This window comes from Paractinoplanes pyxinae, from assembly GCF_026626335.1.
Classification (GTDB): Bacteria; Actinomycetota; Actinomycetes; order Mycobacteriales; family Micromonosporaceae; genus Actinoplanes; species Actinoplanes pyxinae.
Genome location: NZ_JAPNTZ010000008.1, coordinates 243,632 through 267,855 on the forward strand (window position 1 = coordinate 243,632; position 24,224 = coordinate 267,855).

Annotated in this window: 24 protein-coding genes; 13 read left to right on the forward strand and 11 right to left on the reverse strand. The window is 70.6% G+C overall.

Annotated elements, in window-relative coordinates; all coding sequences use genetic code 11:
• Positions 1-298: 298 nt before the first annotated feature.
• Entirely contained in the window at positions 299-727 is a 429-nt protein-coding gene (locus tag OWR29_RS23905) for a hypothetical protein (RefSeq protein ID WP_267565423.1), read from the forward strand.
• On the opposite strand, the gene OWR29_RS23910 is transcribed toward OWR29_RS23905, so the two are convergent.
• Positions 707-1,627, reverse strand: a complete 921-nt coding sequence (locus OWR29_RS23910; RefSeq protein WP_267565424.1) for a LysR family transcriptional regulator — start codon at positions 1,625-1,627, stop codon at positions 707-709. The genes OWR29_RS23905 and OWR29_RS23910 overlap by 21 nt on opposite strands.
• A gap of 92 nt (positions 1,628-1,719) precedes the next feature.
• On the opposite strand from OWR29_RS23910, the gene OWR29_RS23915 reads away from it, so the two are divergent.
• Entirely contained in the window at positions 1,720-5,094 is a 3,375-nt protein-coding gene (locus OWR29_RS23915; RefSeq protein WP_267565425.1) for a bifunctional proline dehydrogenase/L-glutamate gamma-semialdehyde dehydrogenase, read from the forward strand.
• Here the strand turns inward: OWR29_RS23915 and OWR29_RS23920 are convergent.
• Complete coding sequence (locus OWR29_RS23920; RefSeq protein ID WP_267565426.1) at positions 5,091-5,705, reverse strand: MSMEG_1061 family FMN-dependent PPOX-type flavoprotein; 615 nt, start codon at positions 5,703-5,705, stop codon at positions 5,091-5,093. The two genes, OWR29_RS23915 and OWR29_RS23920, sit on opposite strands and share 4 nt — an antisense overlap.
• Positions 5,706-5,714: 9 nt before the next feature.
• Positions 5,715-6,656, reverse strand: a complete 942-nt coding sequence (locus OWR29_RS23925) for a phosphoglycerate dehydrogenase (RefSeq protein WP_267565427.1) — start codon at positions 6,654-6,656, stop codon at positions 5,715-5,717.
• Positions 6,657-6,680: 24 nt separating this feature from the next.
• Between OWR29_RS23925 and OWR29_RS23930 the strand changes: the two genes are divergently transcribed.
• The 7 genes from OWR29_RS23930 to OWR29_RS23960 all read left to right on the forward strand — a co-directional run bounded on the left by OWR29_RS23930 (position 6,681) and on the right by OWR29_RS23960 (position 14,074).
• Positions 6,681-7,763, forward strand: coding sequence for an aminotransferase-like domain-containing protein (locus OWR29_RS23930; protein WP_267565428.1), 1,083 nt, complete (start codon positions 6,681-6,683; stop codon positions 7,761-7,763).
• 81 nt (positions 7,764-7,844) lie between these two features.
• Complete coding sequence (locus tag OWR29_RS23935; RefSeq protein ID WP_267565429.1) at positions 7,845-8,480, forward strand: HNH endonuclease family protein; 636 nt, start codon at positions 7,845-7,847, stop codon at positions 8,478-8,480.
• Between the two features lie 120 nt (positions 8,481-8,600).
• Positions 8,601-9,479: an acetyltransferase gene (locus tag OWR29_RS23940; RefSeq protein ID WP_267565430.1), complete on the forward strand. Its 879-nt coding sequence runs from the start codon at positions 8,601-8,603 to the stop codon at positions 9,477-9,479.
• An 11-nt stretch (positions 9,480-9,490) separates the two neighbouring features.
• Entirely contained in the window at positions 9,491-10,387 is an 897-nt protein-coding gene (locus tag OWR29_RS23945; protein WP_267565431.1) for a phosphotransferase family protein, read from the forward strand.
• Between the two features lie 824 nt (positions 10,388-11,211).
• Positions 11,212-11,931 carry a lysophospholipid acyltransferase family protein gene (locus OWR29_RS23950; protein WP_267565432.1) on the forward strand — a complete coding sequence of 240 codons (720 nt, stop codon included), beginning with the start codon at positions 11,212-11,214 and terminating at the stop codon, positions 11,929-11,931.
• Positions 11,932-11,955: 24 nt separating this feature from the next.
• Positions 11,956-13,485, forward strand: a complete 1,530-nt coding sequence (locus OWR29_RS23955) for a glycosyltransferase (RefSeq protein ID WP_267565433.1) — start codon at positions 11,956-11,958, stop codon at positions 13,483-13,485.
• A gap of 109 nt (positions 13,486-13,594) precedes the next feature.
• Positions 13,595-14,074 (forward strand): VOC family protein, encoded by a 480-nt coding sequence (locus tag OWR29_RS23960; RefSeq protein WP_267565434.1) that lies wholly within the window; start codon positions 13,595-13,597, stop codon positions 14,072-14,074.
• A gap of 510 nt (positions 14,075-14,584) precedes the next feature.
• Here OWR29_RS23960 and OWR29_RS23965 read toward each other — a convergent pair.
• Positions 14,585-15,976 (reverse strand): aminotransferase-like domain-containing protein, encoded by a 1,392-nt coding sequence (locus OWR29_RS23965; protein ID WP_267565435.1) that lies wholly within the window; start codon positions 15,974-15,976, stop codon positions 14,585-14,587.
• Here OWR29_RS23965 and OWR29_RS23970 point away from each other — a divergent pair.
• A complete protein-coding gene (locus tag OWR29_RS23970) occupies positions 15,975-16,880 on the forward strand; it encodes a DMT family transporter (protein ID WP_267565436.1) in 906 nt (301 codons plus the stop codon). The genes OWR29_RS23965 and OWR29_RS23970 overlap by 2 nt on opposite strands.
• A gap of 8 nt (positions 16,881-16,888) precedes the next feature.
• Here OWR29_RS23970 and OWR29_RS23975 read toward each other — a convergent pair whose 3' ends face one another.
• Positions 16,889-17,977: a glycosyltransferase gene (locus OWR29_RS23975; protein ID WP_267565437.1), complete on the reverse strand. Its 1,089-nt coding sequence runs from the start codon at positions 17,975-17,977 to the stop codon at positions 16,889-16,891.
• Positions 17,978-18,016: 39 nt separating this feature from the next.
• On the opposite strand from OWR29_RS23975, the gene OWR29_RS23980 reads away from it, so the two are divergent.
• On the forward strand, positions 18,017-18,529 hold the full coding sequence (locus OWR29_RS23980) for a GNAT family N-acetyltransferase (RefSeq protein ID WP_267565438.1): 513 nt from the start codon (positions 18,017-18,019) through the stop codon (positions 18,527-18,529).
• Between the two features lie 116 nt (positions 18,530-18,645).
• Here OWR29_RS23980 and OWR29_RS23985 read toward each other — a convergent pair whose 3' ends face one another.
• The 4 genes from OWR29_RS23985 to OWR29_RS24000 form a co-directional block, all read right to left on the reverse strand.
• Complete coding sequence (locus OWR29_RS23985; RefSeq protein ID WP_267565439.1) at positions 18,646-19,164, reverse strand: DUF6817 domain-containing protein; 519 nt, start codon at positions 19,162-19,164, stop codon at positions 18,646-18,648.
• 16 nt (positions 19,165-19,180) lie between these two features.
• A complete protein-coding gene (locus OWR29_RS23990; protein WP_267565440.1) occupies positions 19,181-19,531 on the reverse strand; it encodes a UBP-type zinc finger domain-containing protein in 351 nt (116 codons plus the stop codon).
• A 9-nt stretch (positions 19,532-19,540) separates the two neighbouring features.
• Positions 19,541-20,005: an aminoacyl-tRNA deacylase gene (locus tag OWR29_RS23995; protein ID WP_267565441.1), complete on the reverse strand. Its 465-nt coding sequence runs from the start codon at positions 20,003-20,005 to the stop codon at positions 19,541-19,543.
• Between the two features lie 72 nt (positions 20,006-20,077).
• Positions 20,078-20,404 (reverse strand): hypothetical protein, encoded by a 327-nt coding sequence (locus tag OWR29_RS24000; protein ID WP_267565442.1) that lies wholly within the window; start codon positions 20,402-20,404, stop codon positions 20,078-20,080.
• Between the two features lie 272 nt (positions 20,405-20,676).
• Between OWR29_RS24000 and OWR29_RS24005 the strand changes: the two genes are divergently transcribed.
• Both OWR29_RS24005 and OWR29_RS24010 read left to right on the forward strand, forming a co-directional pair.
• On the forward strand, positions 20,677-21,057 hold the full coding sequence (locus OWR29_RS24005; RefSeq protein WP_267565443.1) for a DUF427 domain-containing protein: 381 nt from the start codon (positions 20,677-20,679) through the stop codon (positions 21,055-21,057).
• A 40-nt stretch (positions 21,058-21,097) separates the two neighbouring features.
• Complete coding sequence (locus OWR29_RS24010; RefSeq protein ID WP_267565444.1) at positions 21,098-21,991, forward strand: alpha/beta hydrolase family protein; 894 nt, start codon at positions 21,098-21,100, stop codon at positions 21,989-21,991.
• Here OWR29_RS24010 and OWR29_RS24015 read toward each other — a convergent pair.
• Positions 21,963-22,949, reverse strand: a complete 987-nt coding sequence (locus OWR29_RS24015) for a TIGR03617 family F420-dependent LLM class oxidoreductase (RefSeq protein WP_267565445.1) — start codon at positions 22,947-22,949, stop codon at positions 21,963-21,965. The two genes, OWR29_RS24010 and OWR29_RS24015, sit on opposite strands and share 29 nt — an antisense overlap.
• A 7-nt stretch (positions 22,950-22,956) precedes the next feature.
• Entirely contained in the window at positions 22,957-24,201 is a 1,245-nt protein-coding gene (locus tag OWR29_RS24020; RefSeq protein ID WP_267565446.1) for a hypothetical protein, read from the reverse strand.
• Positions 24,202-24,224 lie beyond the last annotated feature (23 nt).

Genomic DNA, 24,224 nt, shown 5'->3' on the forward strand with positions numbered 1-24,224 from the left:
GGCCTGAGGACCCATGTCCACGGGCCGCACATCCGCTCGGACGGCGCAGGCACTTTCTCGATCCCCCAGCGCGGAAGCTCGACATCTCCTCAAGCTGTTGCTGGCAAAGCCCCTCCCCGACTGGCGACCCGCGACGACCCCGCCCTACCAACGGGTCCGCCACGACAAAGCACGAGTTACCTTCCGGCGACTGTCACTGCTTTCCGGCACTCCGCTGGACGCGGCGGAGGCGAGAGTTCCCACAGCGGCCGCGCCGACGTTGATCACGCTCTTGAGACGCTTCACCACTACCTCCGGCTTGAAAGATTCTCGGACCGAGAAGGCGAGCGCCCGGGTCACCATCGCGCCGGCGGCCGGCGAGCCGGAGCGACCTTGGTGGTGCGTCACCACGCAGCTGCACGCAACCCAGCGGGGCGAGGTGGCCCGGTCGGCGCATCTGGCGTCGGCCGAACCAGGGATTGCGCTGTGCGGCTATGACATAACTTCGGGCGTCCCGAGGCGAGAGATCGGCGTGCGACCCTGCCCCGGCTGCGTCGGCCGGGCCGCCCCGGACGTCCGGCATCGCCTGCGCAGAGAGAGCAACCGCCGGAGCACGTCGTCGGCCGAGGGGAACTATGCCGTGCGCGCTTACCTCGAGATGACCCTGGGTCCCGACTGCGTGGCGCGGGATCTTCCCGGCGGGACGGCGGTCAGCGGCGGCCTGCCCTCACTGGGGCGGCGACGCTAGGGACGCCGGCGACTCGGCAACGTGCTCCAGCGTCTCGCGGAGGGCGTTTGCGGCTGGGGAGGCGGCGCCGGAGAGGCGTTGGGCCGTGAAGATCGTGCGGCGGGGCCGGTTGGGCAGGTCCAGGAGGCGGCACGAGGTGTCGCGGCCGGCCCAGACCAGGTCGGGGATCAGGGCCACGGCGTTGCCGGACTCGACGAGGCGGATGTGGGCCTGCAGATCCGCGGTCTCGTAGCGGACATCCGGCTCGAAGCCGGTTGAGCGGCACAGCTGCTCGGCGAAGTGGCGGGAGGCGGTGCCGCGCGGCTCCATCACCCACGGCATGTGGCGGGCCTCGTCGAGGGAGGCCACCGGGTGCAGCGCCGCGCCGGGTGCGGGCAAGGCCAGGCGGATCGCATCGGTGGTCAGGGGGCGGCGGTCCAGGCCGGGGTGGTGTGGCGCGGCGTGGGCCGGGTATTGCTCGGCGATAACCATGTCGAAGTCGCGGGCCCAGGTTTCGCGCAACGCCTCCTCCGGTTCGCGCTGCACCATCTCGACCCGTACGTCGGGAAAGCGGGTGGCCATGGCCAGCAGAGTGGCCGGCATCAGGGCCAGCGCGGCCGACTGGAACACGGCCACGCGCACCCGGCCGCTGACCGTGGCCGTCGACGCCTGCAGCCGGGACTCGGCCCGTTCCAGCGTGTCGAGCACCTCGCCGACCGACTCGACCAGCACCTCGGCCTGCGGGGTGAGCTGCACGCCGCGGCCCGACTTGCGCAGCAGGGGCATGCCGGCCTCCCGCTCCAGCTGGCTGAGCTGCTGCGACACGGCCGACGGGCTGAAGTTGAGGGCTTCGGCGACGGCCGCGATCGTGCCCCGGACGGCCAGTTCGCGCAGCAGGACGAGACGCCGGATCTCCAGCACGACAGCCTCCCGGAAAACATTAAGCAGAACTGAAGAGTACTCGTCGAAAACCGTCGCTTTTCCTGAACGGAACCCGGAAGGACACTTTCGGCATGACTGACGTCGCCCACTCGCCGGTCCAGCCGACCGAGCTCGCCGATGAGGCCATTGATCTGGTCCGCCGCTGGCTTCGCGAGGCCTCCGCGATCAAGACCACCGGCTCGGCGGCGCAGCTGGCCGGCCTGCTGCGCGACCCGAAGGGCCTGGCCTTCGCGGTCGGGTTCGTCGACGGGGTCGTGCGGCCCGAGGACGTACGCGTCAGTGCCCGCGCCCTTCACTCGCTGGCCCCGGACGTTCCGCGCTTCCTGCCCGCTCCCCTGCGCGGCGCGGTGCGGCTCGGTGGCGCGCTGGCCCCGGTCATGCCGGGTGTCGTCGTGCCGATCGCCCGCCGCGTGCTGCGCCGCATGGTCGGCCACCTCATCGTGGACGCCACCGACGCCAAGCTGGGCCGGGCCATCGCGAAGATCAAGCGCCGCGACGTGCGCCTGAACGTCAACCTGCTGGGCGAGGCCGTGCTCGGCCGGGGCGAGGCCACTCGGCGCCTGCGCGAGACCGAGCGGCTGCTGGGCCGCGACGACGTCGACTACGTGTCGATCAAGGTGTCGTCGACTGTCGCCCCGCACAACCCGTGGGCGTTCGACGAGGCCGTCACGGAGATCGTGGAGCAGCTGACCCCGCTGTTCACGCTGGCCGCGACCGCCCGTACGCGCAAGTTCGTCAACCTCGACATGGAGGAGTACAAAGACCTCGACCTCACGATCGCGGTCTTCACCCGCCTGCTCGACAAGCCCGAGCTGCGCGACCTCGAGGCCGGCATCGTGCTGCAGGCCTACCTGCCGGACGCCCTGTCGGCGATGATCCGCCTGCAGGAGTGGGCGGCCAAGCGCCGGGCCGGCGGCGGCGCGGGCATCAAGGTGCGCCTGGTCAAGGGCGCGAACCTGCCGATGGAGCAGGTCGAGGCGACAGTGCACGGCTGGCCGCTCGCGACGTGGCACAGCAAGCAGGACACCGACACCAACTACAAGCGCGTGCTGGACTACTCGCTGCACCCCGACCGCATCGGCAATGTGCGGCTCGGCGTGGCCGGTCACAACCTTTTCGACATTGCGTACGCATGGCTGCTGGCCGGCCGGCGCGGAGTTCGCGAGGGCATCGAGTTCGAGATGCTGCTCGGGATGGCCGAGGGCCAGGCCGAGGTGGTGCGGCGTGAGGTCGGCGGGTTGCTGCTGTACACCCCGGTCGTCCGGCCCGAGCAGTTCGACGTCGCCATCGCGTACCTGATCCGGCGGCTCGAAGAGGGCGCCAGCAGCGACAACTTCATGTCGGCGGTGTTCGAGCTGGACAGCGACTCGGCGCTGTTCGCCCGGGAGCGGGACCGCTTCCTCGCGTCGCTGGAACAGCTCGACGACGAGGTGCCGGAGCCGCACCGCATCGCCGTCCGGCCCGACATCGAACCCGGTCAGTTCGCCAACACGCCCGACACCGATCCGGCTGTGGCGGCAAATCGGGCAGAGGTCCGCGAGGTCCTGAAGCGGGTGCCCACGACCTCGATCGGCCAAAAGACCATCGACGCCGCCCGCGTCACGGACGAGCGCCGCCTCGACGACCGCCTCGGCGCGGCCGTCGCCGCCGCCACCGCCTGGGGCGCGTTGACCGGCGCCGAGCGCAGCGCGGTCCTGCACCGGATCGGTGAGGCCCTCGAGGCGCATCGCCTGGACCTCATCGAGGTGATGGCGGCCGAGACCGGCAAGACGGCCGACCAGGCCGACCCCGAGGTCTCCGAGGCCATCGACTTCGCGCACTACTACGCCGAGCTGGCGGCCGAGCTCGACACGGTCGACGGCGCGGTCGCCGTCCCCGAGAAGCTGACGCTGGTCACGCCGCCGTGGAACTTCCCGGTGGCCATCCCGGCCGGTTCGGTGCTGGCTGCCCTGGCCGCCGGCTCCGCGGTCGTGCTCAAGCCGGCCGGCCCGGCCGAGCGTTGCGGCGCGGTGCTGGCCGAGATCATCAAGCCCGTGCTGCCCGACGCCGACCTGCTCACGCTGGTCCAGGTCGAGGAGCGCGCCCTGGGCAAGCAGCTGATCAGCCACGCCCTGGTCGACCGGGTCATCCTGACCGGCGCCTACGAGACGGCCGAGCTGTTCCGGTCGTTCCGGGCCGACCTGCCGCTGCTGGCCGAGACCAGCGGCAAGAACGCCATCATCGTCACCCCCAGCGCCGACCTCGACCTGGCCGTCAAGGACGTGATCGGCTCGGCCTTCGGGCACGCCGGTCAGAAGTGCTCGGCCGCCTCGCTGGTCATCCTGGTCGGCTCGGTGGCGCGTTCCGACCGCTTCCGCCACCAGTTGCTGGACGCCGCCCGGTCGCTGACCGTGGGGTGGCCGTCGGATCCTCGCAGCCAGGTCGGCCCGGTGATCGAGCCGGCCGCGGGCAAGCTGCTCGAGGGCCTGACCAAGCTCGGCCCCGGCGAGTCGTGGCTGCTCGAGCCGAAGAAGCTCGACGACAGCGACCGGCTCTGGAGCGTGGGCATCCGTGATGGCGTCAAGCGGGGGTCGGACTACCACCGTACGGAATACTTCGGTCCGATTCTCGGCATCATGACCGCCGAGACCCTGGACGAGGCGATCGACCTGGTCAACGACGTCGACTTCGGACTCACCTCGGGTCTGCACTCGCTCGACCCCGAGGAGCTGGCGCTCTGGCTCGACCGGGTGCAGGCGGGCAACCTGTACGTGAACCGCGGCATCACCGGCGCGATCGTGCGGCGGCAGCCGTTCGGCGGGTGGAAGCGCTCGGCGGTCGGCGCCGGCACCAAGGCGGGCGGTCCCAACTATCTGGTTGGTCTGACCGGCTGGCAGTCCGCTGAGTCGCGGTCAACTGCGAAAATCGACAACGTTGCCGTACGGGCGTTGCTGACCGCCGCGGGCAACGATCCCGCGCTCGAACGGGCCGCACACAGCGACGCCGCCGCCTGGCAAGAGAAGTTCGGCTCGCCGGCGGACGTCTCCGGCCTGTGGGCCGAGCGCAACGTGCTCCGCTACCTGCCCGTGCCGGTCGAGGTGCGGCTGGCTTCGGGCGGTTCGGTGACCGATCTGCTGCGGGTCGTCGCCGCGGGCCTGCGGGCGGGCGCGCCGTTCCGGGTCTCGACCGCCACTCCCCTGTCGCTCGAGCTTCCGGTCGAGGTGCGGGTCGAGGACGATGAGGCCTTCGCCGCAGGGCTGCGCGGCGTGAACCGGGTGCGGCTGATCGGCGGTTCGGCCGAGGCGCTGGCCCGGGCCACCGGCGGGCGTCCCGACCTCGCGGTGTGGTCGCAGCCGGTCACCGAGGCGGGCCGCGTCGAGATGCTGCCGTTCCTGCACGAGCAGGCGATCAGCATCACGGCCCACCGCTTCGGCAACCCCGACAAGCTGGCCGGGTCGGCGCTCTAGTACGCGTCGAGGGCGGCCACTTCGAGGGCCCGGTCGATCTCGTCGGCCGCGACCTGAGCGCCGGACACGCTTTTGGCGATCTGTCCGGCGCTCGGCACGTCCCGCTTGGCGGGCCACGACTCCGGCTTCCACAGCGACGACCGTACGAACGCCCGGGCGCAATGCAGGAAGAGCTCCTCGACCGTCACCTCGACCGCCAGGTCGGGGACCACGCCCTTCATGACCATCCGCTCGAGGTAGGGCGCGTCCGCGACGATGCGGGCGCGCCCGTTGACCCGGATGGTGTCGCCCGAGCCCGGCACCATGAACAGCAGGCCGACGCGGGGACGCTGCAGGAGGTTGAGCAGGCTGTCGAGGCGGCCGTTGCCCTTGCGGTTGGCGAAGGCCAGCGTACGGTCGTCGAGCACCAGCACGCTGCCGGGCGGGTCGCCCCGCGGCGAGACGTCACATGTGCCGTCCTCCGCCGACGTCGCCAGCAGGAAGAACGGGCTCAACTCGATGAACCGGCGCGACTCGGCGTCGATGTGATCGATACCCTTCTCCGCGATGAACTGCGGTGGCGGCGCCACGTACTCGCGAAGCTCCGCCTCGGTCTCGATCACCCTGGTCATCAGGCGAACCTAACCTTCGACGACGTTGCGCAGCGAACGGCCCTCTCGGAATGCGACCAAGTTCTCGCTGATCAGATCGTCGGCGCCGACCGGACGGCCGCCGGCGACGTGCGGCGTGATGATGACATTGGGCTCGTTCCACAGCCCGGACGACTCGGGCAGCGGCTCGGTCTCGAAGACGTCGAGCGCGGCCCCGCCGATCGTGCCGTCCTCGAGGGCGTCGAGCAGGGCGTCCTCGTCGAGCGTGACGCCCCGGCCCACGTTGACCACCCAGGCGTGGTCGGGCAGCAGGTCGAACACCTCGGCGTCGAGGGCGTGCGTCGTCGACTCGGACGCGGGCAGGATGCCGATCAGCACGTCGGTCTGCGTCAGCAGGCGCGGCAGGTCGGCCTCGGTCACCACCTCGAAGCCGTCGCGGGTGCCGGCGCTGCGGGCCACGCCGGTCACCTTGGCCCCGAGCGCCTTCAGGTGCGGCGCCAGCACGGCCGCGATGCTGCCGAAACCCCAGATCACCACGTTGGCGTCGCGGAGCGTATAGAAGCGCTGAGTGTCCGGCGCCGCCTGAAGATCACGCATCTCGTCGGCCCAATGGTGTGCGGCCTGAGCTCGCAGGAGAAGGTGCAGATGCCGTACGGCGGCAAGCGTTAGCGCCAGAGTGTGCTCGGCGACCGTCTCGTCGTGCAGCCCGCGGCCCGAGGTGATCACGACGTCGGGACCGAAGCCGGCCGCGAGCACGGCGTCCGGCCCGGCGGCCAGCGTCTGCACCCAGCGCACCTGTTTCAGCTGCTCGGCGGCCTCACGCAGCCGGTCGCCGGGGTTGTTCCACACGACCAGGACCTCGGCGTCGGCGTGCTCGGGCGGAATCGGCCGGCCGACGGCGTAACGGACGGCGGTGACTCCCTCGGGCAGGCTCGGGTCGAGGTGGGTGCTGTCCGGCAGCAGAATCTTCATGGTTGCCAGACTAGATTCGCAACGGTGACGGTCGTCCAGTTCGAGCACCGGCCCGGCCTCCTCGACCTCGGCTGGGGGCATCCGCGGCCCGAATCGCTGCCCCTCGACGAGTGGGCGCGGGCCGGGGCGGAAAGCATTGCGACGTACGGCTGGCAGGCCCTGACCTATGGCCATGCTCCCGGTCCGGCCCCTCTGATCGACTGGCTCTGCTCCCACGTGGGCGACGCCACCGCCGATCAGACGTTCGTGACGGCGGGCGCCTCGCACGGGCTGGCCCTGCTGACCCAGGTGCTGACCGAGCCGGGCGACGTCGTGCTGGTCGACTCGCCCACGTACCACCTGGCCTTCAAGATCTTCGAGGACCACGGGGTGCGGCTCGTCCCGGCGCCGACCGACGAGCACGGTCTGCTGCCGGCCGAGACGGCGGCGCTGGCGTCTTCGCTGGACGCCGTCTTCCTGTACCTGGTGCCGACGTTCGGCAACCCGACCGGGCTCAGCCTGCCGCCCGATCGGCGGCGTGAGCTGGTGTGCCAGGGGCTGACGATCGTCGAGGACGACACGTATCGCGAGCTGTACTACGGCGACGCCCCACCGCCCGCGCTCTGGCGGCTGGCCGAGGAGGAAGGGGTCATCCGCCTGGGGTCGTTCGCCAAGACCGTGGCGCCCGGGCTGCGGCTGGGCTGGATCAACGCGTCGCCGTTCCTGATCGACCGGTTGAGCCGGCTGGGTTACGTGCACAGCGGCGGCGGGGTGAACCACTCGGTGGCGATGACGATGGCCACGTTCGGCACTTCCGGCGCGTACGGGCGGCACGTGGCGTCACTGCGCTCTGTTTACCGCGAGCAACGGGACGCCTTGGCCTCCGCGCTGGACGTGACCCCACCCGAGGGCGGCTGGTTCGTGTGGCTGCCGTTGCCGGCCGGGGTGGACGCGGATGAACTGCTGCCGGTGGCGGAGCGGCACGGAACCTCATTCGTGCCGGGAACCGCCTTCTACACCGAAGGCTGCGGGGGCTCGGACCACGTACGACTCAGTTTCTCGCACCTCGCGCCAGCGGAGCTCACCGAAGCGGCCGGATATTTAATGTCATCAATAGTTTCGGCGTAGGACAGGAAAGGGATCTCCCGCCCGGCGCGGCCGCCCCCGAGACTGATCGGCATCTATCCCTTGGGTTGATAGGAGCTGGTCATGCTTCGCCTCGCTCGCCGGATCGCGCTGCTCGTCGCCGCCACCGCGGCCGTCGGCCTGTCCGCCGCCGCACCCGCCTCGGCCACCCCGCCGAACATCCCGTCGGCCACCACCGCCCGCTCGCAGCTGGCGGCCCTGACCGTCGCCACGCAGGGCTCGATGAGCGGCTACTCGCGCGACCTGTTCCCGCACTGGATCACCATCAGCGGCGCCTGCAACACCCGCGAGACCGTGCTCAAGCGCGACGGCAGCAACGTCGGCACGAGCTCGGCCTGCGCCGCGACCTCGGGCAGCTGGTACTCCCCGTACGACGGCGCGACCTGGAGCGCGGCCTCCGACGTCGACATCGACCACGTCGTGCCGCTGGCCGAGGCGTGGCGGTCCGGCGCGAGTTCGTGGACTACCTCGAAACGGCAGAGCTTCGCCAACGACCTCTCGCGGCCGCAGCTGATCGCCGTGACCGACAACGTCAACCAGTCCAAGGGCGACCAGGACCCGTCGACCTGGCAGCCGTCGCGCACGGCGTACCGCTGCACGTATGCGCGCATGTGGATCGGCGTCAAGTACTACTGGGACCTGACGCTGCAGCAGACCGAGAAGACGGCGCTGCAGACGACGCTCGACACGTACTGCTAAGTTCTCCGTACGCCAACGAGCCGGGAAGGAGGTCGCACCGTGTCCAACGTTATGCGCCCCTTCCGCGGCCCGGCGTCTCCGCGGTTCTGATTCTTTGGGGCGCCTCTGTGGAGGTTCCCGATGAGCGCTCTTCTGTTCCGGCCCTTGACGGCCGGCGAAACTGTCGAATTCGATTCCGTGCCCGGCGTTCCGCAGATGTCGTACGCCGAGGGTTTGGCCGGTGGCGGCTTTCATCCCTCGCGGACGTGGATAGCCCTGCGTGACGGCGAGGTGGTGGCCCGGGCGGCGTGGGTTCTGCCGCCGGGTGCCGTGGGCGGACCCTGGCTCGAGCGATTTGACCTGCACGACTCACCCTCGGTGGGTGGTGAGCTGCTGACGGCGGCGCACGACACGCTGGGTGGTCGCTGGCCCTATCACGCGGCGTTGCCGGTCGGCTGGCGTTCGTCGCCGGACGCGTTCGAGGCGGCCTTCGCAGCCGCGGAACTGGCGGGACTGTCGCGGCGCGTCGAGCGTCTGCGCTTTTCCCGTACGACTGATGGCGCCCGCACTCCTGCGGCTGACCTTCCGCCGCAAGGCCCGGCCGCCGTTTCCGGTTCGCCGGTGCGTCCGGCCGCCGGTCCGGACGAGATCCGCTCGCTGGTGGCCCGCGTGCCCTCCCCGGACGTGCTGACCGGCAGCGAGACGGCCCGGTCGGTGCTGGGCATCGACCTCGCCACCGACCCGCTGCCCTGGCTGACCGGCGAGGCCACCGCCTGGCTGGTCACCGACGGCGGCCTGGTCGGCACGGCCGGCGAGGCGTGCTGGCCGATGATCGGCTACCTGGGCGCGTCCGACGCCCCGGCCCGGCGGGCGCTGCTGGCCGAGGCCGTGCGGGTGCTGCTGGCCGGCGGGGCCGAACAGATAGTCGCCGACGTGGACGCCGACCGCACCGACGTGATCTCCGACCTCCTCGCGGCCGGGTTCAGACCCGTACGGGCCCGGCTGACCTTCGAGGCGTAACGTCCCGGCGTGTGGAGTCTTCGATCACGGCCTGGGTCGAGGAGGTCGCGCTGCCCCGGCGGCGGATCACCGGGACCCGCACGCTGACCGGCGGATACAGCAACGACAACACTGTTCTGACGATGGACGACGGCCACCGCTACGTGTTGCGGCGCTACCTGCGCAACAACAAATGCGCCCTGGAGGCGGCCCTGGCCCGCCGCCTGACCGGCGTGGTGCCGGTGGCGGAGGTGATCGCGGCCGACCCCACCGGCGCCACCGCCGGCGAGCCCGTGCTGCTGTCCACCTTCGTCGCCGGCACTCCCGTCGACGTGTCCATGCCCGGCATCGGCCACGCCGTCGGCGAAACCCTGGCCCACATCGGCGCCGTCGAGTTCGACACCCCCGGCTTCTTCAGCGGCGGCGCCCTCGAACCCGACGGCGCCGAACCCACCGAAGGCCTCGACCAGTGGGTGGACCGCTGCCTGACCGAGGGCAACGCCACCGGCCACCTGACCGAGGCGGAGCAACAGTCACTCCGTACGTGGGCCCGCAACGCCACCCCCGACCTGGCCGCCCTCAAGGGTTCCCGCCGCCTGGTCCACTCCGACTACAACCCCAAGAACCTGCTGGCCACCGAGACCCCCGACGGCCGCTGGCGGGTGTCTGCCGTCCTCGACTGGGAGTTCGCCTTCAGCAGCACCCCGCTGGTCGACGTGGGCAACATGCTCCGCTTCCCCCGCCCCCAGCCGTTCACCGACGACTTCCTGACCGCCTTCCGCAACGCCGGCGGCTCCCTGCCGGACAACTGGCGCCGCCTCACCCAGGCCCTGGACCTGTTCGCCCTGGCCGACTTCCTCACCCGCCCGCCCCACCACCGCTACTTCATCAAGGCCGTCGAGCGCATCCGCGTTCTGTTGCGGGAGTGAATCCGTGGCGCTCGACACCGAGAACATCAGACCCACCGCCGTCAGCAACACAGCGGCCAGGATGAGGAAGAGGTTCAAGACCGAAGGCGACATCAACAACGTCGGGGACCGTGTCGCCAGATCACCTGAGACCAGCGCGGCCCCGACCGACGCGACCATTACAGTGAGCGGCGCCAGAACCCGGCAGCGGTCGGCGTACGCATGTAGCACTCTCTGCACTTGGCGCAGCAGTGACACGGCGAGAACGAGCGCGACGCCAGCCGTCAGTGCAGCGCCGAGGTAAGGCATGGGGGCCGCACAGCTTTCGCCATGGGACGCTGCCCGCGCTGCGATGGTGTCGGTGGCGCCCTGAGCGATGAAGTAGAGCGCCAAAGCAGGCGCCGCCACCACTGCCATGACACGTGCGACTGACGCGGCCGCCGGTTCCACGTTCGAATGCCGTATCAGGCTGTAGATGCCGTGGAAAAGCGCGATGGCGGCCATCCCGAACGCGAGACCGATGATCAGTTCGACCGTCGCCGCTCGGGCTCGGGCCGTCTCCATGTCCTCACCGGCGAGCAGCGAGTACAGGAGCGTGCTGACGATGAGCGCGACGAAGGCGCTCAAGAGCGTGAGGGGCGCACCGGTGTCCCGGCGCGCCAGCGTCAGCACCAGAACCAGTGCGGTGAATCCAAATCCGGCCAGGACCCCGGTCATCTGCCCGTAGTTCTCGGCGATCAACGCCAGGTCGGCGAGCGGTGCGCAAGCCATCGCGCCACCCTCCGCCGGACAGGCAGGTCCGACAAGAACGCAGCTGCGAGGAAGTCCGGTCTTATGATGGCCGCATGCTGCGGGTGTTCTCGGTGGCGTACTGGGCGTTCATCGGGATCACCTGCGTGGTGTTCTTCGCCGGTGCGGTCGTCGTCTGGCTGGTGACGTTGCCGTTCGACCGGCGGCGGGTGGTCCTGCACCTGTACTCGTCGGCGTGGGCGTCGTTCTACGTCTACGTGAATCCGTTGTGGCGCCTGCGGATCAGCGGCCGCGACCGCCTGCCCTGGCACGGCGCCGCGGTGCTGGTGGCCAACCACGCGTCGCTGGTCGACATCCTGGTGCTGTTCGCGCTGTTCCGCCCGTTCAAGTGGGTGTCCAAGCAGGAGATCTTCAAGGTTCCGCTGATCGGCTGGAACATGCGCCTCAACGACTACGTCCCGCTCGTCCGCGGCAGCGGCGCCTCGGTACGCCGGATGATGGAGCACTGCGACCGCCTGCTGGCCGCCGGATCGCCCGTCATGATCTTTCCCGAGGGCCGGCGCACTACCGACGGTTCGCTACAGCCTTTCAAGAACGGCTCGTTCGAATTAGCCGTACGACACCAGGTGCCCCTCATTCCCGTCGCGGTGCACGGCACACGGGCGGCACTCCCCCGCCACGGCCTCATCCTGCGCGACCACATCAACGCCCGCGTGCAGGTGCTGCCACCCCTGAACCCCGCCGACTTCCCGGATGTGGACGCCCTGCGCGACGCCGCCCGCCAGTCCATCGCCGACGCCCTGGCCGGTGATTGACGCCCGTCTTTACGATGGCGGCCTGTGAGGATCGCGCATTTCTGCGACAGTCATCCCGGCCGTCCCGACGGCGTCTCACGCTCGGCCGAGCTGACCGTGGAGCTGCTGCGATCCGCCGGCCATGAGGTGGACTTCTACTACCCCGGCCGCGTGCCGTCGCTGCCGGTTCCGGGCCGCCAGCTACGGATCGGCTCGCCGTGGTTCCGCTGCGGCCCGGCCGACATCTTCCACGCCCACACGACCGGCCCCATCGGCATGGCCGCCTTCCGCCTGGCCGCCCGGCGCGGCGTGCCGCTGGTCGTCACCTGGCACACCGACCTGGTCGCCTACGCCGACACCTATCCCGAGATCCCGATCGGCGCCGCCTGGTGCGCCCTCCAACTGCGACTCGGCTGGTCCCCACAAGAGTTCCTGCAACTGACCCGCCCCGGCGCCACCCGGCGCGCCCGCCTCATAGCGCTGGGCCGCGGCATGGCCAACCACATGGCCGCCGCCATCGTGCCGTCAGCCAAGACCGCCGAAAGCTTCGCACTCTTCAACCCGACACCCGAAGTCCACGTGCTACCCACCCCCGTCGCCCCGACGACGCCACACCCACCGATCCAACCCACGGCACCCCCGACACCTCCGACACCGACGCCGTCCGCCACAACGCGCCGTAACACGGCACCGCCGAGACTCGCCACGACCAGCCGACATCCGGCCCTGCCGACATCCGCCACAACCAGCCGCCGTCCGGCCTTGCCGACACCCGCCACAACCAGCCGCCAGCCGACACCGCCGACACCATCCGCCGAGACCCGCCGGACCAGCCCTGACACGGCAGCACCCGCCGAGGCCCACCCGACCAGCCCCGACACGGCAGCACCCGCCGAGGCCCACCCGACCAGCCCCGACACGGCAGCACCCGCCCAGACCCGCCCGACCAGCCCCGACACGGCAGCACCCGCCCAGACCCGCCCGACCCGCCCCAATCTGGCACCGCCGACAGCGGCGGCACGCGCGGCGCCGCGCGCGCCAGGCCGCAACGTCGTGCTGTCGGTCGGCCGCGTCACTGCGGAGAAGAACCCCGGCCTGCTGCTCGACGCCTTTGCACTGTTACGCGACGAGAAGCCGGACGCCCGGCTCATCCTGCTGGGCGTCCGACAGGGCCACGCCGCCCTGATGCGCCGGCTCCGCGACCTGGACTTGGAGCGACACGTAGACGTGCTGCCGCCGGTCCCCCGCGCTGACGTCGACACTTTCTACCGTGCGGCCGACGTTCTGGCCTTCGCTTCCACGACAGACACCCAAAGCTTGGTGCTGGCCGAGGCCGAAGCAGTCGGCCTGCCCGCGGTCGTGGCCGACCCAGCGCTCGCCGCCCGCCCCGGCGACGCCGGCCCACCCCGCTTCACCTGCCGGCCGCAACCGCACGAGTTCGCCGCCGCCCTGTGTCGCCTGCTCGACGACGAGCCTCTGCGAGCTGAGGTGATCCGAGCCGGCCTGGCGGCCACCGCGGCCTATCCGCCCGAGCTTTACCTGAACCGCCTCGAGAAGCTGTACCAACAGCTCTGATCCCCGCGTTGCAAGGACCTGCTCGTTTCCGGCACCACTCTTGAGCGAATGTGCAGAACCGCGCAATAACGGCCGTCAACTGACCTGATTAGCTGATCGGATTGCGCGTATGAGCGTTCTGCACACGCCCGCCGAGGGCGCCGTCCTGAACCCGTTCGTCATGGTGGACAACGCCGCCGGCCTGGTCGCTTTCGTGTCCAGCTTGTTCGAGGTGGCGGAGACCCCGGAGGCGCACACCGAGATGCCCGACGGCAAGCTGATCCACTCCGAGGTGCGGCTGGGCACGGTCAACTTGATGATCGTCGACCGCCAGGACGGCTGGCCGTCACGGCCGGCATTCCTGCAAGTCTGGGTCAACGATGTGAGCGCAACGCTCAAACGAGCATCCGACCACGGCGCCACAGTCGTAACCGAGGCGACGCCCTTCTACGGCGAGACGACGCTCGGCCGCATGCTCGACCCGTGGCAGAACCTGTGGTGGCTCTATGCCCCCGCTCCCGGCCAGCCCGACCCGATCCCGAACTGGGACGACGAAGGCTCCGACACCATCTTCACGACGCTAGACGCGACCCTGCGCTCACTGCGCTGAGACGACCAACAGCTTCGCTCACCAAAACGACACCACGCTTAGCCCAACCGCTGCGTGCAACAAACGTGCACCTTCGCTCACCAACCGACACCCAACGAGTCACCGGCGAGCACAGCACCCGCAGAACGACGCGCTCACCAAACGACGGCCGGCGCGCACCGCGAATGGAGCGGTCGAACAACGACCGCGTTCGCTCGGTAAGCGACGCTCGACGAGACACTGCGAGCACAGCGCTTGGACAACGACCGCCTTCGCTCACTGAACGACGGCCGGCGCAGGCCGCGGACGACACGCTCGAACAACGAAAGCCCTCGCTCACCGAACGACGGCCGACGCACACCGCGAATGGAGCGGTCGAACAACCACCGCGTTCGCTCGGTAAGCGACGCTCGACGAGACACTGCGGTCGCAGCGTTTGGACAATGACCGCCTTCGCTCACTAAACGACGGTCGACGCAGGCCGCGAACTGAGCGCTCGCGCAGTGATCGATTCCGTTCGGTCGGCGACGGTCAGCTTGACGCTGTGATTGCTGCGGATAGGCGGCGGACGGCCCCGTCCATCAAGTCGGGCGGGGCCGCCGCGTAGGTCAGCCGCAGGTAGGACGCTGGGGCCTCGGCTGCGAACCAAGGCCGGCCCGGAAAGACGATCACGCCTTCGGAGGCGGCTGCGGCGGCTACTGCTACGTCGTCCAGGCCGTCGGGCAGCCGTACCCATAAGTGCAGGCCACCGCGGGGGATCGTCGAGACTTTGACCTCGGGGCACGTGCGCAACGCCGCCAATAGAGCGTCGCGCCGCGCCCGTAAGGCCGTTCGCAAATGGCGGCGATGGCGGTCCCACGCGGGGGACGTCACGAACTCCAGCGCGGCCTGCTGCAACGGGCCGGCCACAAAAAGCTCGTCCAGCAGCCGCACCGCTCGTAAGCGTGCCGCGGCTGGGCCCCGCGCACCGATCGCCGCTATCCGCAGGCCGGGCGCGGCCGACTTGGTCAGCGAGCGCAGATAGATCACATGCCCGTCGGCGTCGTCGCGCGCGAGGGGCGGCGCGGGCTCCCCGTCGATGGTCAGATCGCGGGCATAGTCGTCCTCGATCAGAAAGGCCCCTGCTTCCCGTACGGCGGAAAGCACCCCACCCCGCCGGCCCCCAGCCAGGCTCGCCCCAGTCGGATTGGCGTGCAACGGCTGGCAATAGAACAGCCGGGCGCCCGTCCGGGCGAACACCGCCGCCAGCTGATCGGGTCGGACACCGTCGGCATCGGCCGGCACCGGCACCACCCGCAGCCCGGCCGCCCGCGCGGCGGCCAGCGCGCCCAGATAGGTCGGCGACTCCACCAGCAGCGTGTCTCCTGGCGACGCGAGCGCCCGCAACGCCGAGGACAACGCCGCCTGGCCGCCGGGGCAAATCACCATGTCGTCCGCCCGCAGGCCGACCTGGCCGGCGAACCAGGCCCGCAGGTCGGCCCGTCCTTCCGCGGGGCCGCGCTGCCAGGCCGCCGGCTGCCGGGCCACCCGGGCCAGCGCCGCCCCGAGCGCGGTCGTCGGCTGCAGCTCCGGCTCGAGATAGCCACCCGAGAGCGGGATCGCCCCCGTCGGCGGCGTTGCCAGTAACGCCTGCAGCTCCTCCTCGCCGGGCCGTCCGGCTCCCAGCGCGACGGTCTGCCACGACAGATCGGGTGCGGGCCCAACCGCGGCGGCGCGCCGGGATACGTACGTGCCCTGCCCCGGCCTTGTCTCGACCAGTCCTTCCCTGACCAGCGCGCGAATGGCGGCCGCCACCGTCACCGGGGACGCTTGATGGCGGGCGGTCAGAACGCGTACGGACGGAAGCCGCGACCCCATTGCGGCCGCAGCCACCGCGCCCCGCAGATCTTGGATAACACGAGCCGCTGCGTTACCGTCATTCATGACAGCACAGAGTAGCGCTACTGAGCCGCGGACGATAACGCCCTCGAGCGGTCTCGCCCTCGGCGCGCTGGGGGTCCTGGCGTTCAGCCTGTCGCTTCCGGCCACCCGCGTCGCCGTGCACGACCTCGACCCGTGGTTCGTGGCATTCGGCCGTGCGGTCGGCGCCGCCCTGCTAGCGGCGGTCTACCTATGGCTCACCCGGGCGCCGCGCCCGACGCAAAGCCAGTGGCGCAGGCTGTCGATCGTCGCGCTCGGTGTCGTCGTCGGGTTCCCGCTGTTCACGTCGCTTGCGCTGACCACGCAGACCTCGGCCCACGGCGCCGTGGTCATCACCGTGCTGCCCGCGATGACCGCCGTCTTCGCGGTGCTGCGAGCCGGCGAACGCCCACCGCGGCCGTTCTGGCTGGCCGCCGCGACCGGCCTGCTCGCGGTGGTGGCCTTTGTCGTCAGCACCGGCGCCGCCCGGGGCGCGCTCTCGTTCGCCGACCTGTTCCTGTTGGCCGCCGTTGTGCTCTGCGGTTTGGGGTACGCCGAGGGTGGCGCCCTGGCCCGCCAGTTGGGCGGCGCCCGCACGATCTGCTGGGCGCTGGTGCTGTCCCTGCCGGCCACGCTGGCGATCACCCTGATCAGCGTGGCCGCCCACCCGCCGCACGGTGGCACCCGGTCGTGGTCCGGGTTCGCCTACCTGACCGTGGTCTCGATGTTCCTGGGCTTCTTTGCCTGGTACGCCGGTCTGGCCCGCGGCGGCGTCGCCCGCGTCGGCCAGATCCAGCTGGCCCAGCCCGTTCTCACCCTGCTGTGGTCAGCCTTGCTGCTGAACGAGACCGTCACCCCAGCCTCGCTGGCCGTAGCGCTCCTCGTCCTGCTGTGCGTGGTTTTGACCCAACGCACCCGGTCGGCGTGAGCCGAACGTCAGGCCAGCTTCTCGAGCTCAGGAACGACCGCCTCGGGTGCGGGCATGGCCGCGATCTCGGCGGCGACTGCCTGGGCGGCCGCCCGCAGCGACCCGTCGCTCAGCAGGCGGTTCAGATCGGCCGCCGTGATGGCCTTCGCCGCAACGGCCAGCCCGGCCCCGCGCCGCGCCAGCAGGTCGGCGTTGTGCCGCCGGTCGCCCGCGCCCGGTGTGACGATCTGCGGGACGCCGGCCGCCAGGCCACCCAGCACACTGCCGGCCCCGCCGTGGTGGACGAACCCTGCCGCGTACGGCAAAAGTTCATTGAGCGGCACCCGCCCCACCGCGCGCACGTTGCGCGGCAGATCGCGTTCGGACGACGGCCGCACCAGCACGAACTCGGCGTCCACCTGATCCGCCGCCCCGATGACCGCCGGCCCGGGATCGCCGTCGTTGGGGCCCTCGATGGTGCTGCGGCTGACCAGTACGCGCGGCCGCTCCCCCGGTTCCCGCAGCCACGACGGAATCTCGCCGCCACCCGAGTACGGCACGGGCCGCATCGCCACCGCGCCGGCCATCGACCCCTCGCGGACGCTCGGCGGGATCACCGTGAGGGTCAGCGCCGGCGGCGGAATCGGCTGCCCGTGCAGCGACGAGCTGGCGGTCACCGCGCGGAAGAGGTCGTCGGCCGGCCACAACGTGTTCTCTTGCAGCACCGCCGGGATCGACAGCCGTCCGGCCACGATCGCGCCCGCCTCGCCCAGCGACTCGAAGACGATCAGATCCGGCCGTTCCCGGGCGGCCAGTTGCTCCAGCGGCTCGACCAGCGCCAGGTTCGCCCGTCCGAACAGCTCGCCCACGAAGTCGTGCCCGGCCGTGCCGTTCATCTCGGCCCGGGCGAGCCGCGGATGGCGCAGAGCCACCCGCATCGCGTTGCGCGGCAGACTGAATCCGCTGCCGATGTCCACTGTGCGCAGCCCCAGCACGTCCGGCGGGAAGCTGCCGCTGGCCAGGATCACGTCGTGCCCGGCGTCGCGGCAGGCCGCGGCGAGCGGCACCAACGGCAGCAGATGTCCTTGCAGCGGCGAGGCCACGAACACGATGCGCATGAGCCGTCTCTATCACGGCCGCGCCACTATGCTTCGCCGGTGACGGAAGTTCGCATCATCCACCTGGACGCCGATTCGTTCCGCGCGCTGGCCGCCGGCGACCTGGCCGAGGCCAACCGGGTGACGCCCGTGCCGGTCACCGAATACCTGGTCGGACCCGAGCCTCGTAGCACCTGGCGCCGCCGGCTCGCGCAGGCCCTCGACGACCCGGCCACCGCGGCCTGGACGACCGGCCTGATCTGGGACGAGGACGCCCGGGTGGCGGTCGGCCGCGCCGGTTTCCACGGCCCGCCCGACGAGGACGGCACGGTCGAGATCGGCTACGCCGTCGACCCGGAGTACCGCCGCCGGGGTTACGCGCGGGCCGCCTTCGAGGCCCTGCTGGCCCGGGCCCGCACCGAACCCGACGTCCGGCGCGTACGCGTCTCCATCCGTCCCGACAACGTCGCCTCGGCCCGCCTCGCGCTGCCCTACGGTTTCGTCAAGGTCGGCGAGCAGGACGACGACGAGGACGGTCTCGAGTACATCTACGACCTGGAGCTGCCGTCGTAGTTGCTGACCTCGATGAGGTTTCCGTCCGGGTCACGCAGATAAACGCTGGTGATGGGCTGTCGATGGTCGCGGCGATGTCCCGCACTGTCAGCACGACATGGTCGATCCGCACGGCTTCACCCACCCAGGTCGTGCTGGACGGCCGCCCACGCTGCGGCGGACAGGCGCTCCCGCGAGGCCGCCAGCAGCTCGTGCAGCTCCGGGCCGTAGCGGGCGGCCAGCTGAGGGTCGTGCGCGAAGACGTCGAGTTCGTTGGCCGCGGTGATCTCGACGAAGGCGTCGACCTGGTCGTCGCCGGGTGTGCGCTCGAGGCCGGTGAAGCGGTCGCGGAACACCGGCCGGGCCGCCGTGCTCAGCTGAGGATAGGTCGCGGCGCGGTCGCAACTGCCGTACAGATAAACCAGTTCCTCGGCATCGCCACCGATGACCTCGGCGAGGGTCGGGCGCTCATCGAGCGAGAGAAGGCTGGAACGAAAGCCGTCGGTCCCGTACGCGGCGTGACAGAGACCGGCCGCCTGGACGTCCGCCGGCGCGCCCCAGGCGGCCAGCTGCTCGGAGACCCGGATCAAGTGAACCAGCAGAGTGCCGCCCGGGTGCGCCACCTCGGCGGCGCCCCGGGATCGGAGGAGCTCCACGGCCTCCATGCGGCCGTCAGCGGTTGAGCTTGGTGCGCCAGTCGCTCGGCACGGCGCCGCTGGGGCCGGGGACGGGCTGGTCGGCCGGGCGGCTGTCGGCCGGGGCCAGCTGCGGGCCCGAGCCGGCCTCTTCGGTGGTGTAGTCCCAGTACCAGTCCTCGCCGGGCTCGAACGACTGGATGATCGGGTGGCCGGTCGCCTTGAAGTGGGCGGTGGCGTGCTGCGAGGGCGAGGTGTCGCAGCAGCCGATGTGGCCGCACTGCGCGCAGCGCCGCAGGTGGAACCACCACCCGCCGGCGTCGAGGCACTCGACGCAGCCGGTGCCGGAAGGGGGAACGTCGGGCTGGATCGGGTTTTCACTCGTCACGCGAAGAACCTACCCCTCATCGGTCACGTCGGCGAAGGTGCCGCCCAGCTTCACCACGGCTTCGTCCGCCGGCACCTGCAGGCCCACTCCCCGTTCGCCCGCGCCGAGGTTGATCGTGCGTCCCTCCGTACGCGAATCGGCAATCACCGGCCAGGCGGTGCTGGCGCCGAACGGGGTGATGGTGCCGCGCTCATAGCCGGTGGCCGCCTTGGCCGTGGCCGCGTCAGGCATCGAGAGCCGGTTGACGCCCAGCAGCGCCCGCAGCTTGGGCCACGAGATCGACCGGTCGCCGGGCACCAGCACGAACACGTAGTCGTCGTCGGCCCGCCGCACCACCAGCGTCTTCACCAGGTCGCGGACCTCGACGCCCTGCGCCGCGGCGGCCTCGGCGACGCTGCTGACCGGGCCGTGGCTCAGCAGCTTGTACGGGACACCGAGAGCAATGGCGGCGGCTTCAGCCGGGTTGGAGGACATGTGATCGAAAATAGCGTCAGGCCACACCCAGAGGGTGTGGCCTGGCTCTCTTGCGAGCGAAACTGCAGAAGATCAGTCGTCGTCGCCGCCACGATCGCGGTCGCCACGGCCGCCGTGGTGGTCACGGTCGTGCCAGTCCCACGACTTGGAGACCGTCAGCTCCCAGTCGCCACGGTGGGGCCCACGACGCACCATGTCACAGTCGTAGTCGTCCCACCGGTCGCGCCATTCGCCCCGGCGTCCGTCGCGCTCGCAGTCGCGCCGCGAGTCGTAATAGCCTTCTACCCAGTCACGGTCGCGACGGGGCTGATCCGCCGTGGTCGTGGCCGCCCGGACTGAATTGTCTGGTGCGGATGTCGACGCCATGGCCGGACCGGCCCCGAGCGTCGCGCCCGTCATCAGGCTGAGTCCAGCGAGTGTCAGAATCCGCGTTGCGGCTTTCATGGTTCACCCTTCCTCGAGCCGATTTGTGCCCCCTCAGGCCATCACGCCGGGCCGCCCGAGATGCGGCAACTGCGGCCTTCCGGCCGTTCGGTTGAGGTAGGTACGGATATCCGTGCCGAAAACAGTGGCGCGGCTGACGCGGCAGCAGCGGTATGCGCCAAGCACAGCGGGAATGGTGATACCGAAGAGCGGCTTGTTCCCGCTGGAGACCTATCCAGGGAGGCATCATGTCCACCAACCGTCCCGAGCTCGTGCCCGGTCCCGACCACCCCATCACGATCACGCCGAACGCCGGCCACATCGTGGTCAAGGTCGGTGGCAAGGTCGTCGCGGACACCCGTAACGCGCTCACCCTGCAGGAGTCGACGTACCCGGCGGTGCCGTACATCCCGATGAGCGACGTCGACCAGTCGCTGCTCGAGCGCACGGCGACCTCGACCTACTGCCCCTACAAGGGCGACGCCAGCTACTACTCGATCCCGTCCGGCGGCGACAAGTCGGTCGACGCCCTGTGGGTGTACGAGAACCCGCGCGACGCCGTGGCCCAGATCAAGGACCACGTCGCCTTCTACCCCGACCGGATCGACTCGATCGAGATCACAGCCTGAGCAAAGGCTCCGCACAGGGTTCCCGGGCACCTTGGGGCCCGTGCGGAGACGAACACTGTTACTGAGCGTGTCGGCGGCGGCAGCCGGCGGACTGGCTGTCAAGACCGGGCAGGCCTCGGCGAGCGAGCGCACCGTGCTCTCGTCGACCAAGAGTTCGACGCTCGGGGCACGAGCCGTTACGCCGTACGAGCCGATTCAAGGTCAAGCCCCGGTTCCCGTACGCACGGTGGCGCGCCGTGATTACTCGTTCGCCCGGGACGGCCGGGCGCTGCGGACGCAGGTGTGGGCTCCGGTCGGACCGGGGCCCTACCCGCTCGTTCTGTTCAGTCACGGTCTGCACGCCCAGCCCGACGACTATGCGTCACTGCTGGCGCGGTGGGCCCTCGCCGGGTTCGTGGTGGCCGCCCCGCGATATCCGCACACCGCGCTCGGCACGTCCAAGTTCAACGCGTACGACCTGGTCAATCAGCCTCTCGACGCGTCCGAGGTGATCACCCGGGTGCTCGAGAAGGAGCCCGTCGACGCGTCGCGGATCGCCGCCGCCGGGCACTCGGGCGGCGGTATCACCACGGCCGGCCTGCTGAGCGCGCACCGCGACGACCGGCTCAAGGCGGGCGTCCTCATGGCAGGCACCGATTTCCTGGGTACGCCGTTCAGCGGCCCGCCGGCGGCGGTGCTCATGGTGCACGGCCGCGAGGACACGTCGGTCAAGTACACCGCCGCGCGCACGGTCTACGAGGCGGTCCCCTGGTCGCGGGCCATGATGACGATCACCGACGGCGGCCACCAGATCACCGATCTGCCTGCCGTCGCCGCCACCACGACCGCCTTCCTCCGCTGGAGTTTCTACGGCGGCGACCCCGTCCTGCCCGTCCAGCACGGCGTGGCCACCCTGGACGACGAGCTCACAACTGCTGACGCACCTGCGCGATGAGTGCCGGCTCCACCTCGTACGGCGTATAAAGCGAAACCCGATCGACCAGCCCGCCGAACCGCGACCGCAACCCGGCTGCCACATCGCCGGTGACCGCGAACGTGTCGAGCACGTCGTCGCTGATCAGCGCGGCCATCTCGGCCCAGGCCTGCCGCCGCGACAGCGAGTTCAGCTGGTCGGCCAGCTCACCCCAGCCGTGCATCTCGAGCACGGGCCGGTACGCGGGCGTGGAGGCGTAGAACGCGATCTGCCCCCTCACCGCCTGCTCGGCGCGGGAACGCGCGGCCTCGTCGGCCCCCAGCACCACCATGGCCGAGAGGCACACCGCGAAGTCGTCGAGGCTGCCGCCGCGGGCCTCCCGCAGCACGGGCCGGGTGCGTTCGCCCAGATACGCCGCACTGGTCAACGGATGCACCAGCAGACCGTCGGCGACGCGGCCGGCCGTCTGCGTCATCTTCTCGCCGACCGCTGCCACCAGGACGGGCGGAGTGCCGTACGGATTGGGACCGGGATTGAAGAAGTCGGTCATCAACGTGTGCCGGTAGAACTCGCCGCGGAACGCCAGCCGCTCCCCGCCCCAGGCCTTCCAGATGGCTCGGATCGCGCGCACGAACTCTTCCATGCGGGCGGCCGGCTTGCTCCAGGGCATCGCGAAGCGCCGCTCGATGTGCGGCTGCACCTGCGAGCCCAGGCCCAACTGGAACCGGCCCTCGCTGATCAGCTGCAGGTCGTTGGCCAGCACGGCCACGCTCATCGGATTGCGCGCGAAGGCGACAGCGATCGCCGACTGCAGGGTTATGCGCGATGTTGCGCGAGCGGCCAGAGCGAGGGCCGGGAAGACGTCGTGCTTGGTCTCGGCCGCGCCGAACCCGTCGTACCCGTCCTTCTCGGCGGCGACGGCGGCCGCCTCGACCTGGATCGGCGTGGCCGCGACGTCGGCGGCGAAGTCAACCAGCATGGGACAGCTATAGCACCTGCTGCCGGATCCACTTCACGCAAGCCCGGTCGACAATTTCGAAAGGCACGCCGTACGCGTCACGGGCGGCCTGGTCGTAGTCGTTGTCCAGGGTGAGCACGAGCCGGACGAAAGCGAACAGTTTCTGGTCGCCGTACTTGCGGGCCATGCAGTCGGCGGCCAGATGGCTCAACCCGTAGAAGGCGTCCCCGGCCCGCGACGGCGCGTCCGGCCCCGGCTGCGACGGGATCATCGACTTCGCCCGCTCGTTTCGGAGCGCCCACCGCACGCTGTGCCGCCGCAAGGTGTCGGCCGCGCTCATCGGCGACCACCCGATGTACTCGGCGATGCCCTCGCTCAGCCACGTGTCCTCGGCGGCGTCGGCCCGGTAAGCGCCGGACAGCGTCACGACGTGCCCCAACTCGTGCTGCAGGGCGACGCGCAGCATGACCGGGTTGTCGGCCAGCGTCTTCATCCGCAGCACGACGTCGATGCCGTGCATGTTGAGCGGCACGGCCAGGCCGATCGCCCAGTCGTCCTCCTGCCCGCCGTACCAGCTGCGCCACTGGGCTTCACCGGCCAGATAGATCCGGTAGCGCGACTGCGAGGTGCCGATCAGCGCCGCGAACCGATCGTCCACTGTGGCGGCTTTTTCCGCGACCGGCAGCACCTGAGCCAGATGCCGGCGCTGCTCCGGCGCGGCGATCAGGGTCACCCGCTCGCCGCGCAGCACCACCAGCTCGCCGTTCTCCCAGGGCGCGGGCCGCCGCGGATCGTCGCTCGGCCCCGGCGCGACGGCACTGATCACGTACCGGCCACCCACGGCCCGCATGGTGAGCCGCTGCTCGATGCGCGGAGGTTGCTGCCACCGGCTGCCCGCCTTGCCGGGGCACATGTCAAAACCCAGGCAGTAAGCAATTTCCGTACGGAAGGAGAGCCCGTTCTTGGCCGGCTGCCCCACGCCCGGAAGATAGTCGAAGCGGGTCACTTCCAACCCCCGCAGCGACCGGAACATGGCGCGGTACCGCTTCTTCAACGGCCCGTCGACGGCGGCCAGGAACTTCGGCTCATCCCCGCTGAGCAGCGCTTCCGACTGCGCGCGCAAAGTCTGAACGGCTTGCTCGTACGGCGTGGCGGCCACGCTGCGAGCGGCGACCGCAGTCTTAGCGGCGGGCCGAGACACAACAACCGCGCCGGCGAGCAAAAGCCCGCCGACCACGACGAAGGCCAGCCAGAGAGAGACGGCGCGGCGCATCGCCCTCCGTTCGGGGATCGTGC